The organism is Streptomyces sp. HB132 (assembly GCF_016909575.1).
Lineage (GTDB): Bacteria > Actinomycetota > Actinomycetes > Streptomycetales > Streptomycetaceae > Streptomyces.
Window position 1 is genome coordinate 509,722 of the sequence record NZ_JAFBGA010000004.1, and the last position, 15,223, is coordinate 524,944.

12 protein-coding genes are annotated in these 15,223 nt (G+C 70.5%); 8 read left to right on the forward strand and 4 right to left on the reverse strand.

Features of this window, described 5'->3' with window-relative positions:
- The first annotated feature begins 105 nt into the window (after positions 1-105).
- The 7 genes from JOC24_RS13145 (at position 106) to JOC24_RS13175 (ending at position 8,746) form a co-directional block, all read left to right on the forward strand.
- Positions 106-1,488, forward strand: coding sequence for a glycine--tRNA ligase (locus JOC24_RS13145; RefSeq protein WP_205020401.1), 1,383 nt, complete (start codon positions 106-108; stop codon positions 1,486-1,488).
- Positions 1,489-1,582: 94 nt separating this feature from the next.
- Positions 1,583-1,786 (forward strand): hypothetical protein, encoded by a 204-nt coding sequence (locus JOC24_RS13150; RefSeq protein WP_205020402.1) that lies wholly within the window; start codon positions 1,583-1,585, stop codon positions 1,784-1,786.
- A gap of 195 nt (positions 1,787-1,981) precedes the next feature.
- On the forward strand, positions 1,982-2,185 hold the full coding sequence (locus JOC24_RS13155) for a DUF6243 family protein (protein WP_205020403.1): 204 nt from the start codon (positions 1,982-1,984) through the stop codon (positions 2,183-2,185).
- A 124-nt stretch (positions 2,186-2,309) separates the two neighbouring features.
- Positions 2,310-3,458 carry a tRNA dihydrouridine synthase DusB gene (gene dusB, locus JOC24_RS13160; RefSeq protein ID WP_205020404.1) on the forward strand — a complete coding sequence of 383 codons (1,149 nt, stop codon included), beginning with the start codon at positions 2,310-2,312 and terminating at the stop codon, positions 3,456-3,458.
- 573 nt (positions 3,459-4,031) lie between these two features.
- Complete coding sequence (gene ppdK / locus JOC24_RS13165; RefSeq protein ID WP_205020405.1) at positions 4,032-6,743, forward strand: pyruvate, phosphate dikinase; 2,712 nt, start codon at positions 4,032-4,034, stop codon at positions 6,741-6,743.
- A gap of 481 nt (positions 6,744-7,224) precedes the next feature.
- Entirely contained in the window at positions 7,225-8,229 is a 1,005-nt protein-coding gene (locus JOC24_RS13170; protein ID WP_205020406.1) for an ArsR/SmtB family transcription factor, read from the forward strand.
- 106 nt (positions 8,230-8,335) lie between these two features.
- Complete coding sequence (locus JOC24_RS13175; RefSeq protein ID WP_205020407.1) at positions 8,336-8,746, forward strand: VOC family protein; 411 nt, start codon at positions 8,336-8,338, stop codon at positions 8,744-8,746.
- Positions 8,747-8,803: 57 nt separating this feature from the next.
- Here the strand turns inward: JOC24_RS13175 and JOC24_RS13180 are convergent, their stop codons facing one another.
- The 4 genes from JOC24_RS13180 to JOC24_RS13195 all read right to left on the reverse strand — a co-directional run bounded on the left by JOC24_RS13180 (position 8,804) and on the right by JOC24_RS13195 (position 14,269).
- The gene (locus tag JOC24_RS13180) at positions 8,804-9,970 is read right to left on the reverse strand and encodes an alkaline phosphatase PhoX (protein ID WP_205020408.1); all 1,167 of its coding nucleotides are present in this window, start codon (positions 9,968-9,970) and stop codon (positions 8,804-8,806) included.
- Positions 9,971-10,086: 116 nt separating this feature from the next.
- On the reverse strand, positions 10,087-10,446 hold the full coding sequence (nirD, locus tag JOC24_RS13185; RefSeq protein ID WP_205020409.1) for a nitrite reductase small subunit NirD: 360 nt from the start codon (positions 10,444-10,446) through the stop codon (positions 10,087-10,089).
- Positions 10,446-13,031 carry a nitrite reductase large subunit NirB gene (gene nirB / locus JOC24_RS13190; RefSeq protein ID WP_205020410.1) on the reverse strand — a complete coding sequence of 862 codons (2,586 nt, stop codon included), beginning with the start codon at positions 13,029-13,031 and terminating at the stop codon, positions 10,446-10,448. Before nirB ends, nirD begins: the two co-directional genes overlap by 1 nt.
- The gene (locus JOC24_RS13195) at positions 13,031-14,269 is read right to left on the reverse strand and encodes an NAD(P)/FAD-dependent oxidoreductase (RefSeq protein WP_205020411.1); all 1,239 of its coding nucleotides are present in this window, start codon (positions 14,267-14,269) and stop codon (positions 13,031-13,033) included. Before JOC24_RS13195 ends, nirB begins: the two co-directional genes overlap by 1 nt.
- Before the next feature lie 149 nt (positions 14,270-14,418).
- On the opposite strand from JOC24_RS13195, the gene JOC24_RS13200 reads away from it, so the two are divergent.
- On the forward strand, positions 14,419-15,210 hold the full coding sequence (locus JOC24_RS13200; RefSeq protein WP_205020412.1) for a sulfite exporter TauE/SafE family protein: 792 nt from the start codon (positions 14,419-14,421) through the stop codon (positions 15,208-15,210).
- Positions 15,211-15,223 lie beyond the last annotated feature (13 nt).

Sequence of the window (15,223 nt, forward strand, 5' to 3'; positions counted from 1 at the left end):
CCGCCGGTAATCTGGGGCATTCGCCCGCCCGCCTCGCGTACAGCCCCCAGCGAGGCGCTTCGCGCCGCCCCTGTCCAGTTCCGCCGTCGTAATGAAGAGAGCACCGTGGCCGCCGACAAGATCGACACCATCGTCAGCCTGAGCAAGCGCCGTGGCTTCGTCTACCCCTGCAGTGAGATCTACGGCGGCCAGAAGGCCGCGTGGGACTACGGGCCACTGGGCGTCGAGCTGAAGGAGAACCTCAAGCGCCAGTGGTGGCGCTACATGGTCACCGCGCGCGAGGACGTGGTCGGTCTCGACTCGTCGGTCATCCTTGCCCCCGAGGTCTGGGTCGCCTCCGGACACGTCGCCACGTTCTCCGACCCGCTCACCGAGTGCACCTCCTGTCACAAGCGCTACCGCGCCGACCACCTGGAGGAGGCGTACGAGGAGAAGCACGGCAAGCCGCCCGTCAACGGCCTGGCCGACCTCAACTGCCCCAACTGCGGGAACAAGGGCACCTTCACCGAGCCCAAGGCGTTCTCGGGGCTCCTCTCCACCCACCTCGGCCCCACCCAGGACACCGGCTCCGTCGCCTACCTGCGTCCCGAGACCGCCCAGGGCATCTTCACCAACTTCGGCCAGGTGCTGCAGACCTCGCGCAAGAAGCCGCCGTTCGGCATCGCGCAGATGGGCAAGTCCTTCCGGAACGAGATCACTCCGGGCAACTTCATCTTCCGCACGCGCGAGTTCGAGCAGATGGAGATGGAGTTCTTCGTCAAGCCGGGCGAGGACGAGCAGTGGCAGGAGTACTGGATGGAGCAGCGCTGGAACTGGTACACCGGCCTGGGCCTGCGCGAGGAGAACATGCGGTGGTTCGAGCACCCGAAGGAGAAGCTCTCCCACTACTCCAAGCGCACCGCTGACATCGAGTACCGCTTCCGCTTCGGCGGCAGCGAGTGGGGCGAGCTGGAGGGCGTGGCGAACCGCACCGACTACGACCTCAAGGCGCACTCCAAGGCGTCCGGCACGGAGCTGCACTACTTCGACCAGGAGAAGGGCGAGCGCTACACGCCCTACGTGATCGAGCCCGCAGCCGGTGTCGGCCGGTCGATGCTGGCCTTCCTCCTCGACGCCTACAGCGAGGACGAGGCCCCCAACGCCAAGGGCGTCATGGAGAAGCGCGCCGTGATGCGCCTCGACCCGCGCCTGGCGCCGGTCAAGGTCGCGGTCCTGCCGCTGTCCCGCAACCCGCAGCTCTCGCCGAAGGCCAAGGGCCTCGCCGCCGACCTGCGGCAGAACTGGAACATCGAGTTCGACGACGCGGGCGCCATCGGCCGCCGCTACCGCCGCCAGGACGAGATCGGTACGCCGTTCTGCGTCACCGTCGACTTCGACACCCTCGACGACAACGCGGTGACCGTGCGCGAGCGCGACACGATGAAGCAGGAGCGCGTCTCCCTGGACCAGATCCAGGGCTACCTCGGCTCCCGTCTGCTGGGCTGCTGACGGCACCCGTCTCCATAACGATGCCCCCGGTTCCGCCTCATGGAGCCGGGGGCCTCGTGCACACTGGGCCCACTCGTCCACAGGGGAGGCCGGCATGCCGTCCATGACCACGAGCAAGGTCAGCAGATGGGACCAGCACGGTCGTGAACACATCGTTCACGTAAGGAAGTCGGGGACGCGGCGGCAACTGGCCTGCGACACCTGCGGATGGCGCCGGAGCACGCAGTTCCTGCCCTGGCTGAAGGCCGAGGAGCACCTGGCCGAGGCCCATCAGGCGACGGTCGACCCGACCGCCTGAACCCGCGCCGGGGGCCTCCGCCCGAAAACCGGGTGTGGACGCCCACTCGGGCCGGGTACCTTTTCGGGCATGTCTTCGTTCTTCCAGATCTACGAGTGAGCGTGCGACGGGCCGACCGCCCGTCGCCCACCGAATCGATCCCCGAGGTCTCCGATCACCTCGGACCTCATTTCTCACCACGAATGGGAGAACCCCGTGGCCAAGAGCCGCAACAGCCTCCTCGGTGTGGGCGGACAGCGCAAGAAGCTGTCCCGCGCCGAACAGCAGGGCGCGGGCTCCGCGCGTGAAAGCGACCGCAAGGCGGCCGAGGACAAGAAGCAGGAGCTGGTGCGCAAGATGCGTGAGCGTGCCGCCGCAGCGGGGGCCGCGCCGGCGCAGGACGCACCGGCCGAGAGCTGACCTCCTCGCACGACCCGTACGACCACGGGCCCGGATCACCTCGGTGGTCCGGGCCCGTGACCGTCCCCGCCGGTACCCGACCGGCGAGGGCCGCACCGCTGCCGGCGTGCGGGACAATGGGGCCATGACCTCGCTCGCCCCTGCCCTCCCGCTGCTCCGGATCGGCCCGCACACCGTGCAGCCGCCGGTCGTGCTCGCCCCCATGGCCGGCATCACCAACGCGCCCTTCCGCACCCTGTGCCGTGAGTTCTCGGGCGGCAAGGGGCTGTTCGTCAGCGAGATGATCACCACACGGGCGCTGGTCGAGCGCAACGAGAAGACCATGCAGCTCATCCACTTCGACGCGAGCGAGACCCCGCGCTCCATCCAGCTGTACGGGGTGGACCCGGTCACCGTCGGCAAGGCGGTCCGCATGATCGTCGACGAGGACCTCGCCGACCACATCGACCTGAACTTCGGCTGCCCCGTCCCCAAGGTCACCCGCAAGGGCGGAGGGTCCGCCCTCCCGTACAAGCGGCCCCTGCTGCGCGCGATCCTCCGCGAGGCCGTGGAGCAGGCGGGCGACCTCCCCGTCACCATCAAGATGCGCAAGGGCATCGACGACGACCACACCACCTACCTCGACGCGGGCCGCATCGCCGTCGAGGAGGGCGTCACCGCCGTCGCCCTGCACGGCAGGACAACCGCGCAGCACTACGGCGGCACGGCCGACTGGGACGCCATCGCGCGTCTCAAGGAGCACGTCCCCGAGATCCCCGTCCTCGGCAACGGCGACATCTGGAGCGCCGACGACGCCCTGCGGATGATGCGCGAGACGGGCTGTGACGGCGTCGTCGTCGGCCGCGGCTGCCTGGGGCGCCCGTGGCTCTTCGGCGACCTCGTCAGCGCCTTCGAGGGCGCGGGGACGAGGCAGGCGCCCGACCTGCGCCAGGTCGCGGACGTCATGCTGCGCCACGCCACGCTGCTGGGGGAGTGGATTGGTGACGAGAGCCGGGGCGTGATCGACTTCCGCAAGCACGTGGCCTGGTACCTCAAGGGCTTCGCGGTCGGCTCGGACATGCGCAGGAGGCTGGCGGTCACGTCGTCGCTGGAGGAGCTGGGCGGCCAGCTCCAGGAGCTCGACCTGGACCAGCCCTGGCCGCAGGGCGCGGACGGCCCCAGGGGGCGCACGTCGGGCAACAACCGGGTGGCACTGCCGGACGGTTGGCTCAAGGACCCGTACGACTGCGCGGGCGTGAGCGCCGAGGCGGAGCTGGACACCTCGGGCGGCTGAGAGCCGGCCCCGCGCAAGGGCACCGAGTGCCCCCTCAAAAGCCCGCTCAAATGAGCGGGCTTTTCCGTGCCCTGAGTCGCATCCCGCAGCCGCTTCTGTGGTGCTCGCGCCCGTTCGCTCCGCGACTGTCGAGCTTTACTCACTTTACGTAGTGACCACGTGACCCCAGGGTCACCGGTAGTCGGCGTACGGGCGTCCGGATGGTGACATCTGAGCGCGGGGGACGGCGTGATTCTCGCCACCCCTGAGGGGTGTTTGGCTCAGATGAGCGCTCATCGGGCGGCTGTACTTCTCAAATGACGGCACTGGGTGCCAGGTGAGTTTACTTTGATCGATCAAGGCATCCACTACCTCGCGTGATCACATCGCACACAAGTGCCCACTCTTCGTGACTATGACTTCAAGAAATGAATGAGTTCCTCCTTCCGGAGGTACCGACGCGTTACTTTCGATCTGCTGGCGGACGGGTGGTTGAGACCTCGTGACGCGCACGTGGGCGTACCCAGACACCTTCGATCTGGGTATGTTCCTCGCCGTCAGGGCAGCCACCGCGTCCTCGAGGAGTCGAGACCCGTGTCGGAAAACAAAGATCCCCAGAAGTTCGTCTACGACTTCACCGAGGGCAACAAGGATCTGAAAGATCTTCTGGGCGGCAAGGGTGCCAACCTCGCCGAGATGACCAACCTCGGGCTGCCCGTCCCTCCGGGTTTCACGATCACCACCGAGGCCTGCAAGGTCTACCTCGACAGCGGTGACGAGCCGGCGGAGCTGCGCGACGAGGTCAGCTCGCACCTCGAGGCGCTCGAGAAGCGGATGGGCAAGAACCTCGGCCAGGCCGACGACCCGTTGCTGGTGTCCGTCCGCTCCGGCGCGAAGTTCTCGATGCCCGGCATGATGGACACGGTCCTCAACATCGGCCTCTCCGACGCCTCGGTCGTGGGCCTCGCCGCCCAGGCCGGCGACGAGCGCTTCGCCTGGGACTCCTACCGCCGCCTCATCCAGATGTTCGGGAAGACCGTGCTCGGTGTCGACGGCGACCTCTTCGAGGAGGCGCTGGAGGCGGCGAAGGAGGCCAAGGGCGTCACGGTCGACGTGGATCTGGACGCGGCCGACCTGAAGAGGCTGGTCGAGCACTTCAAGAAGATCGTCGTGCGGGACGCCGGGCGGGACTTCCCGCAGGACCCGCGTGAGCAGATGGACCTGGCCATAAACGCGGTCTTCGACTCGTGGAACACCGACCGGGCCAAGCTCTACCGCCGCCAGGAGCGCATCCCCGGCGACCTCGGCACGGCCGTCAACGTCTGCTCGATGGTCTTCGGCAACCTCGGCCCCGACTCCGGCACGGGCGTCGCCTTCACCCGCGACCCGGCCAGTGGCCACCAGGGCGTCTACGGCGACTACCTCCAGAACGCGCAGGGCGAGGACGTCGTCGCGGGCATCCGCAACACGGTGCCGCTCGCCGAGCTGGAGTCGATCGACAAGACGTCGTACGACCAGCTGATGAAGATCATGGAGACGCTGGAGACCCACTACAAGGATCTCTGCGACATCGAGTTCACCATCGAGCGCGGCCAGCTCTGGATGCTTCAGACCCGGGTCGGCAAGCGCACCGCCGGCGCCGCCTTCCGCATCGCCACCCAGCTCGTCGACCAGGGCCTCATCGACGAGGCCGAGGCGCTCCAGCGGGTCAACGGGGCCCAGCTCGCGCAGCTGATGTTCCCGCGCTTCGACCACGGCGCCGCCAGCGTGCTGCTGGGCCGCGGCATCGCCGCGTCGCCGGGTGCGGCCGTGGGCAAGGCCGTCTTCGACTCGTACACCGCCGTCAAGTGGTCGCGGTCGGGCGAGAAGGTCATCCTCATCCGCCGGGAGACCAACCCCGACGACCTCGACGGCATGATCGCGGCCGAGGGCATCCTGACCTCGCGCGGCGGCAAGACCTCGCACGCCGCCGTCGTCGCCCGCGGCATGGGCAAGACCTGTGTCTGCGGCGCCGAGGAGATCGAGGTCGACACCAAGCGCCGCCGGCTCACGGTCGGGGACACCGTCGTGGAGGAGGGTGACCTCGTCTCCGTCGACGGGTCCACCGGCAAGGTGTACCTCGGCGAGGTCCCGGTCGTGCCGTCCCCGGTCGTCGAGTACTTCGAGGGCCGCGTGCACGCGGGCGCCGACGAGGCCGACGAGCTCGTCTCCGCCGTGCACCGGATCATGGCGTACGCCGACCGGGTACGCCGCCTGCGGGTACGGGCGAACGCGGACAACGCCGAGGACGCCTCGCGGGCCCGTCGCTTCGGCGCCCAGGGCATCGGCCTGTGCCGCACCGAGCACATGTTCCTCGGTGAACGCCGCGAGATGGTCGAGAAGCTGATCCTCGCGGACACCGACGACGAGCGCGACGCCGCGCTGGCCGCGCTCCTGCCGCTCCAGAAGGCCGACTTCATCGAGCTGTTCGAGTCGATGGACGGGCTGCCCGTCACCGTACGGCTGCTCGACCCGCCGCTGCACGAGTTCCTGCCCGACATCACCGAGCTCTCCGTGCGGGTCGCGCTCGCCGAGTCCCGCAAGGACGCGAACGAGAACGACCTGCGCCTCCTGCAGGCCGTGCACAAGCTGCACGAGCAGAACCCGATGCTCGGACTCCGCGGCGTCCGTCTGGGCCTGGTCATCCCCGGTCTGTTCGCGATGCAGGTCCGGGCGATCGCCGAGGCGGCGGCGCAGCGCAAGAACGCCAAGGGCGACCCGCGGGCCGAGATCATGATCCCGCTCGTCGGCACGGTCCAGGAGCTGGAGATCGTCCGCGAGGAGGCCGACCAGGTGATCGCCGAGGTCGAGGCGGCCACCGGTACGGAGCTGAAGCTCAGCATCGGCACGATGATCGAGCTGCCCCGTGCCGCGCTCACCGCCGGCCAGATCGCCGAGGCCGCGCAGTTCTTCTCCTTCGGCACGAACGACCTGACCCAGACGGTGTGGGGCTTCTCCCGTGACGACGTGGAGGCCTCGTTCTTCACCGCGTACCTGGAGAAGGGCATCTTCGGGGTGTCCCCGTTCGAGACGATCGACAAGGACGGCGTCGGCGCCCTCGTACGCAGCGCCGTGGAGGCCGGCCGGGCCACCCGCCCGGACCTCAAGCTCGGCATCTGCGGCGAGCACGGCGGTGACCCGGAGTCGGTGCACTTCTTCCACGAGGTGGGCCTCGACTACGTCTCCTGTTCGCCCTTCCGTATTCCGGTCGCCCGGCTGGAAGCGGGCCGGGCCGCCGCCCAGTCGCGGGGCAGCGACAGCCGCTGAGTACCGGGCGGTCGGCGCCCGACACGACTCCGGATACCGCCGGCGGATCACACGGACCCTCATCGGTCCTACGGCGGAGCCGGATTACCCGGAAGCGGCGGCACCCTGTGCGGGGGTGCCGCCGCTTCGTCAATTTGAAAGGCGAACCATGAGAAGTGGTTGGCTTTTCACCGTTCGGTGCGCAAATCGGGGACGCGGGGCCTGGGTGCGGCCCGGGGATCCCCACCCCCGGACCGCACCCGTTTACCCCTGCCGGGTGCGGAGCCGCACCGTCGTTCACCGCCGCCGAACGGGCGAAGCCCCCCACGGCCTTCACCCGCTCTTCGGTGACTCCGGTAACGCACCCGACGTCGTACAGCTTTTCGGGTGGCGGGGGTAGGGGCGAGACATTTCAACTGTGGCCGAAACCCCGTGGTGACCTCCTGTGACGCTGTGCATACGCTTCGGTGGGGGAATTGCGGATGCAACAGGTGGGGGTTCGGTGCTGCGTATCCATGTGTCCGGGGTGGACCTTTCGCGCGTGCGGATGGCCACGAGGCCGGACGCGATGTGGGAGACCGTTCTCAGTTTTCACCGGCTGAGGGACCGGAGGGGTTCCACGGTGTTCGGGGAATGGCGGAAGGAATCCCGCACCCGGTTGAATGGGGAAGCGCGTCTGCTGTCCGCGGTCGTTCCGCCGCGGGGCTATTTCCCCGACTTCCTGACGCCTTCTCAGGAAGGCGCCGAACCATTCGGACTCGATGCCGGAATGGAGGCGCTGCGTGACACCCCGGTGGACCGGATCCACGAGGAGCTCGGACTGCTGGCGGGAGACGGCTCCCCCGCCCGCAGGCCGTCGGCGGGCCCCGTGCTGCCGGAGGCGCTCGTCGAGGGGCGTACGGAGCCGCTGGGGCGGCTCATGTCCACCCTGCGGGCCTACCACCGTGCCGCGGTCGAGCCGTACTGGCCGCACATCCGGGCCAGCGTGGAGGCCGACCGTGCCGTCCGGGGCCGCGCCCTGCTGGACGGTGGGGCGGACGAGCTCCTGGCCACCCTGCCGCCGATGATCCGCTGGCGCGCCCCGGTGCTGGAGGCGGACTACCCCGTGGACCGTGAGCTGCGCCTCGACGGACGGGGTCTGCTGCTGCAGCCGTCGTTCTTCTGCCGGGGCACCCCCGTCGTCTACCGCGACCCGGACCTCCCGCCGGTCCTCGTCTACCCGGTCACCCACCCCGGAGCCCCGACCGCCGCCGGGCCGGGCCCTTGGCTCGGCCGGCTCGTGGGCCACACCCGCTCCGCGGTCCTGCGGGCCATAGACAGCGGCTGTACGACGAGCGAGCTGGCCCGCAGGACCGGGGTCTCCCTGGCCTCGGCCAGCCAGCACGCCTGCGTCCTGCGCGAGGCGGGCCTGGTCCGCACCCTGCGCCACGGCGGCTCGGTCCTGCACACCCTCACACCGCTGGGCTCCGAGCTTCTCAGGGGCGGGGCGCCGATCGCCGTGCCCTGAGGGATGCGGCCGGCCGGACGCGATGAGTTTTGCGGTCCCCCGTCGTCTACCTCTCGTAGGCGCTCGCAGGGAGCGCCGCACGGTGCCGGACGGAAGAGTGGACGCCATGCCTCAGATGATCTTCGTGAACCTGCCGGTCAAGGACCTCGAGACGACGAAGAACTTCTTCGCGAAGCTCGGGTTCGGATTCAACCCGCAGTTCAGCGACGAGACGACGGCCTGCCTGGTGATCAGCGACACGATCTTCGCCATGCTCATCAGCGAGCCGCGCTTCAAGGAGTTCACCAAGAAGGAGATCGCCGACGCGTCGAGGACGACCGAGGTCCTCGTCGCCCTGAGCGCGGACAGCCGGGAGAAGGTCGACGAGATGGCCGACGCGGCGCTCGCCAATGGCGGGACGCCCGCCAACGACCCCATGGACGAGGGCTTCATGTACGCCCGTTCCTTCCAGGACCCCGACCACCACATCTGGGAGGTCGTCTGGATGGACCCGGCGGCGGTCGAGGGCCAGGCCTGACAGCGGAGGGGGCAGCGGTCGCGGCGCCGGCTCCGTGACCGCTGCCCCCGGCGGGCGTCAGGAGCGGAAGGGGCCCGTGACCTCGTAGGTGATGCCGCCGGACGAACTCCCGCTGGTCCCGCGCTGCGAGGAGAAGTACAGCCGGCGGCCGTCGGGGGAGAAGGCGGGGCCGGTGATCTCCGAACCGGACTGGCCGCTGATCCGCAGGAACGGGGCGACCGTGTCGTCCGGGGTGATCAGGCAGATCTCCATGTTCCCTCCGTCCTCGGCGACGTACAGGTCGCCGGAGACGGCGCGGGTGACGTTGTCGACGCCGGTGAGCGGGGCGGTGCCGCTGGTGACGAGCGAGTCGTCGTAGGCGAGCGAGAGGGACGAGGCGTTGGCGTCGTACGCCCACACCCTGTTGTCGCCCTTGGTGGTGAACCAGCAGGTGCCCGCCGCGTAGAAGCAGCCCTCACCGCCGTTGAACACCTTGGCGCCGGAGACCTGGTACCGGGTCCGGGTGAGCGAACCGGCCGGGTCGGGGACCGTCGTCCAGGTCACCGGGCCCGAGGTGCCGGTGCCCGCGACCAGCACCTGGAGCGTGCCGGACGACAGGTCGCCCCAGGAGGCGGGACGGAAACGGTAGAACCGCCCGTCCGTCTCGTCCTCGGTCAGGTAGACGTAACCGTGGTCGGGGTCCGCGGCCGCCGCCTCGTGCTTGAAGCGGCCCATCGCGGGGCGCTGCACCGCCGCGTCCACGCCCCACGGGTCGGTCTCGTACACGAAGCCGCGGGTGACCTCCTCGCAGGAGAGCCAGGTGTTCCACGGGGTCCGGCCGCCCGCGCAGTTGTTGTTCGTGCCCGACAGGATCCGGTACGCCGAGGTGACCGTCCCCGAGGAGTCGAAGCGCACCGCGCTCGCCCCGCCGCCGCTGCCCGCGGACACCTCGGCGTTGGAGACGTAGATCCAGCCGCCGCCGTCGGTGAAGGTGGCGCCGCCGTCAGGCGCGCTGTGCCAGCTGTACGAGGTGCCGGGGACGGTCTGCCCGGAGCGGGCGATGATCCTGCTGGTGAAACCGCTCGGCAGCAGGATGCCGTTGCCGTTCGCCGCCTGCAGCGGGCCGTAGGGGCCGGTGGCCGGCTGGGCAGGGGCCGCGAAGGCGGCACCCCGCCACAGGGTGCCGCCGAAAGCCGCCGCCGAGGTGCCGATCACCGCTGTGCGCAAGAAGGTCCGACGTTCCACGATCACTCCACGGGTGACGTGCGGGCCCGCCGGTCCGGTCGGCCCGGCGGGGCGAACGTCAGGACAGTAGAGGTGCGCGGTGGCCGGAGCTCCAACATGTCATGAACGGGGCAAGTTCAGTCCGTGCGGACCGGGAAGACCGGCACGGTCACCTCGTCGTCGTCCAGGCACGCGCCCGTCTCCAGGTCGAACCGCTGCTTGAGCAGCGGCGACGCGACGAACGGCCGCCCCCCGGCGGAGCCGACCAGACCGCGGGAGAGTACGTACGCGCCGGTGAACGGGTCACGGTTGTCGATCGCGTACGCGCGCCCGGCCCGGTCCACGAACAGCGCGACCTGCCGGCCGTCCGGGAGGAGCGCCGCCACACCGCGGCCCGGGGTCAGCAGCGAACGGTCGCAGACCGTGAGCCAGACGTCTCCGTCCGCGAGCCGGATCGTCCCGGCGTCCTGCGCCTTTTCCAGAGTCTGAGCCGTCATCAGGAGGAAGTCCCTTCGAGAGTGCGGATGGCGAGCACCGGGCCCGCGAGGATGTCCAGGTCTGGCTTGACCTGGTCGCGTTCCGGGACGAACCTGACCGAGGGGTCGGGGGCGTCGGGGGCGTTGACGAAGGTCACGAAGCGGCGCAGCCGCTCCGGGTCGTTGATGGTCTCGGCCCACTCGTCGCGGTAGCCGGCGACGTGGTCGGCCATCAGCCGCTCCAGCTCGTCGCAGAGGCCCAGCGAGTCGTGGACGACGACGTCGCGCACGTGGTCCAGGCCGCCCTCGATCCGGTCCAGCCAGGTCGACGTGCGCTCCAGGCGGTCCGCCGTGCGGATGTAGAACATGAGGAACCGGTCGATGAGACGGACCAGTTCGGCGTCGGAGAGGTCCTGTGCCAGCAGGTCCGCGTGACGCGGAGTGGCGCCGCCGTTGCCGCCCACGTAGAGGTTCCAGCCCTGCGCCGTCGCGATGATGCCGAAGTCCTTGCCACGGGCCTCCGCGCACTCGCGGGCGCAGCCGGAGACCGCCGACTTCAGCTTGTGCGGCGAGCGCAGGCCCCGGTAGCGCAGCTCCAGGTCGATCGCCATCTTCACCGAGTCCTGTACGCCGTAGCGGCACCAGCTCTGCCCCACACAGGACTTGACCGTCCGCAGCGACTTCCCGTAGGCGTGTCCGGACTCGAATCCGGCGTCGACGAGGCGGGTCCAGATCAGCGGCAACTGGTCGACGCGGGCACCGAAGAGGTCGATCCGCTGTCCTCCGGTGATCTTCGTGTAGAGGCCGAAGTCCCGGGCCACCTCGCCGATCACGATCAGCTTCTCCGGGGTGATCTCCCCGCCGGGGATGCGCGGCACGACGGAGTACGAGCCGTTGCGCTGGAGGTTGGCCAGGAAGTGGTCGTTGGTGTCCTGCAGCGCCGCCTGCTCGCCGTCCAGGACGTAGCCGCTCGCGCCGACCGTCGGGGCCAGCGACGCGATGATCGAGCCGACGGTGGGCTTGCAGACCTCGCAGCCGTCACCGCCACGGGCGGCATCCCGGCCGTGCGAGTCGAGGAGGTCGGCGTACCGCGTGACACCGAGGGTGCGGACGATCTCGTACAGCTCGCTGCGGGTGTACGCGAAGCAGCCGCACAGCCCCTGGTCCTCGGGCTGCGGCAGCAGCTGGCCGATGACCTTGACGCAGCTTCCGCAGCCCGTGCCGGCCCTGGTGCACTTCTTCACCTCGGGCAGCGTGGTGTGCTCGCAGATCGCGCCCTTGGTGACGTTGTGGCATGAGCAGATCACGGCTTCGTCGGGCAGCGAGGACGGGCCCAGGGTGACCGGGCCGCCCGCGCCGGCCGGCAGCACCAGCTGCTCGGGGGCGACGGGGAGGACCGATCCGGTCATCGGCCGCAGCGTGCCGTACTGGTCGGCGTCGCCGACCAGGACACCGCCGAGCAGCGTGCCGTCCCGGCCGATCACCAGCTTCTTGTAGACACCCGAGCGGGAGTCCGCGTACACGACGTCGAGGCAGCCCTCGGCCGTGCCGTGCGCGTCGCCGAAGGAGGCGACGTCGACGCCGAGCAGCTTCAGCTTGGTGGAGAGGTCGGCGCCGGTGAAGGAGGCCGCGTCACCCGCGATCACATCGGCGACCGCCAGCGCCATCTCGTATCCCGGTGCCACCAGCCCGTAGACCCGGCCGTCCGAGGCCAGCGCGCACTCGCCGATCGCGAAGACGTCCCTGTCGGAGGTACGGCACTCCTCGTCGACGACGATGCCGCCGCGTGGGCCGACCGCCAGACCGCAGTCGCGGGCCAGCTGGTCCCGGGGGCGCACTCCGGCGGAGAAGACGACGAGGTCGGTCTCCAGCGAGGAACCGTCCGACAGCGCCATGCCGTCGACCCGGCCGTCCTCGCCCGCGGTGACCTCCTGGGTTCCGACGCCCGTGTGGACGGATAGGCCCATGTTCTCGATGGTGCGCAGCAGTGCGGCGCCGCCGCCGTCGTCGACCTGCACCGGCATCAGCCGGGGCGCGAACTCCACCACGTGCGTGTCGAGTCCGAGGCCCTTCAGCGCGCCCGCGGCCTCCAGGCCGAGGAGTCCGCCGCCGACGACCGCGCCGGTCCTCGCGGTCCTCGCGTACTCCTCGATCGCGAGGAGGTCGTCGATGGTGCGGTAGACGAAGCAGCCCTCGGCGTCCTTGCCGGGGACGGGCGGGACGAAGGGGTACGAGCCGGTGGCCAGCACGAGCGTGTCGTAGGAGAAGGTCTCCCCGGAGCGCGCGGTGACGGTGCGCGCCGCACGGTCGACGCTCTCCGCCGGGTCGCCGAGGCGCAGCTCGATGCCGTGGCGCTCCATGAAGCCCGCCTCGACGAGCGAGAGGTCCTCCGGCGTCTTCCCGGAGAAGTACGAGGTCAGCTGCACCCGGTCGTACGCGGGGCGGGGCTCCTCGCAGAGGACGACGACCCTGGCGGTGCCCGCGGCGGGCGTCAGGCCGCGGTCGGCGAGCGCTTCCAGGAACCGCTGGCCGACCATGCCGTGCCCGACGACCACGATGGTCGGCACGCCTTCGGTGCGGGCGGTCGGGGGAGTGGACACCGGCATCAGAAGCCTCCGTCGTTGGTGAGCAGGTGGAGCAGGGGCATGTCGGCGGGGAGCGGGTCGTCGTCCTGCCAGGTGCGGGCGAGGGTGCCGACCGCGGCGAGATCGCCGAACAGCACCCCGCCCGCCAGCCGGTCGCCCCGGACGACGACCGTGCGGTAGGCACCCCGGGTGGCGTCGGCCAGCCGGATCACGTCGTCGCCGGGCAGCGGGCGCGAGTCCCCGAAGGCGGCCAGGTCGAGTGCGGCGGGGGCTCCGGCGACGCCCGGGGCGGACGAGGGGGAACGCAGGGTGAGCCGGGTCAGGGCCCGGGTGCCCCCGTAGCGGGCGGGGCGGCCGGCCAGCACCTCCGCCAGCACATCGGCCTGTTCGAGCGCGGCACCCGCCAGCCCGTAGACCGTCCCGTCGTGTTCGGCGCAGTCGCCGACGGCGTGGATGTACGGGTCCGAGGTGCGCAGCTCGTCGTCCACGACGACGCCCCTGCGGACCTCGAGCCCGGCCGCCTGCGCCAGACCCGCCCTGGGGCGGACCCCGCAGGCCAGCACAGTGATCTCCGCCTCCAGCTCGTAGCCGTCGGCGAGTTCGACGGCCCGCACCGCCGGCGCGGCCCCGTCCGTGCAGCGCAGCCCGCGCACCCGGCACTCGGTGTGCACCTCGACGCCGAGGGCCTCCAGGTGACCGCGCAGCATCCTGGCCGCCTCGGCGTCCAGCTGCCGCTCCATGAGGTGCTCGCCCTGCTGGGCCAGCACCACCTGGGCGCCGCACTCGGCGAGAGCGCGGGCGGCCGACACCCCGAGGAGCCCGCCACCGATGACGACGGCGCGTACGCCGGGGCGCACAGCGGCGCGCAGGGCCAGGCAGTCGTCGAGGGTGCGGAAGGGATGCACCCCGTCCGGCAGCGTGTGGCCGAGTCCCCGCAGTGGCGGCAGTACGGGATTGGAGCCGGTGGCCAGCACCAGGCGCTCGTAGCCGGTCGCGCTGCCGTCGTCGCAGAGCACCTGACGCTCTGCCCGGTCGATCCGCACGACTCGCACCCCGCGCCGCGTCTCCGCGGGCGGCAGCGCGATGACGTCCGGCTCGTACCGGCCGGCGAGCACCTCCGCCAGCAGCACCCTGTTGTACGGTGCGTGCGCCTCCTCACCGATGACGGTGACCCCGGGGACCCGGGCGGCGAGCCGCGCGCCCGCCATCCCGGCGCCGATCACCACCACCCGTGCCGCGTTCTCCGTCTCTGTCCTCATGCCGTCGAGAGTGCGCGGCGGGTGTTACCCGACCGCATCCCTCCTGTTTCCCTGGAGGAACCTTGCGCTCAGCGCGTCACGACGCCCTCTGTGAGGGCGGGGCACAGCTGGTTGGACGGTTCACCCGACACCTGCTTAAGGTCGCGAGCATGCCTGAGACAACCCTCACCACCCTGGTCCTCCTCTGCCTGGCCGCCGCTGCGGCCGGCTGGATCGACGCGGTGGTGGGCGGCGGCGGGCTCCTGCTGCTGCCCGCCCTGCTGTTGGGCCTCCCGCACGTCCCGGCCGCCCACATCCTCGGCACCAACAAGGCCGTCGCCATCGTCGGCACCTCGGGCGCCGCCGTGACGTACGTACGCAAGGCGCCGGTACAGGTGGGGACCGCCGTACGGATCGGTCTCATGGCGCTCGCGGGGTCGATGACCGGCGCCTTCTTCGCCGCGGGCATCAGCAGTGACGTGCTGCGCCCGGTGATCATGGTGGTGCTGCTCGCCGTCGCGGCGTTCGTGCTGCTGAGGCCGTCCTTCGGTACGTCGGCGGCCGGGGACGGCCCGGGCAGGAAGGTCACCAGGGCACGTACGGTCACCGCGATCGTGCTGGTCGGCGGCGGTATCGGCTTCTACGACGGGCTGTTCGGGCCCGGCACCGGCACCTTCCTGGTGCTGGCGCTGACGGCCGTGCTCCACCTCGACCTGGTCACCGCGTCCGCCACGGCCAAGATCGTGAACGTCTGCACCAACGCCGGAGCGCTGGCGATGTTCGCCTACCAGGGCACCGTGCTGTGGCAACTGGCCGCGCTGATGGCCGTGTTCAATCTGGCGGGTGCGATGCTCGGCGCGCGGATGGCTCTCAGGAGGGGCAGCGACTTCGTCCGCGGAGTCCTGCTGGTCGTGGTGTTCTCGCTGGTCGCCAAGCTCGGCTTCGACCAGTGGACGGCCTGACCGGCGTGACACG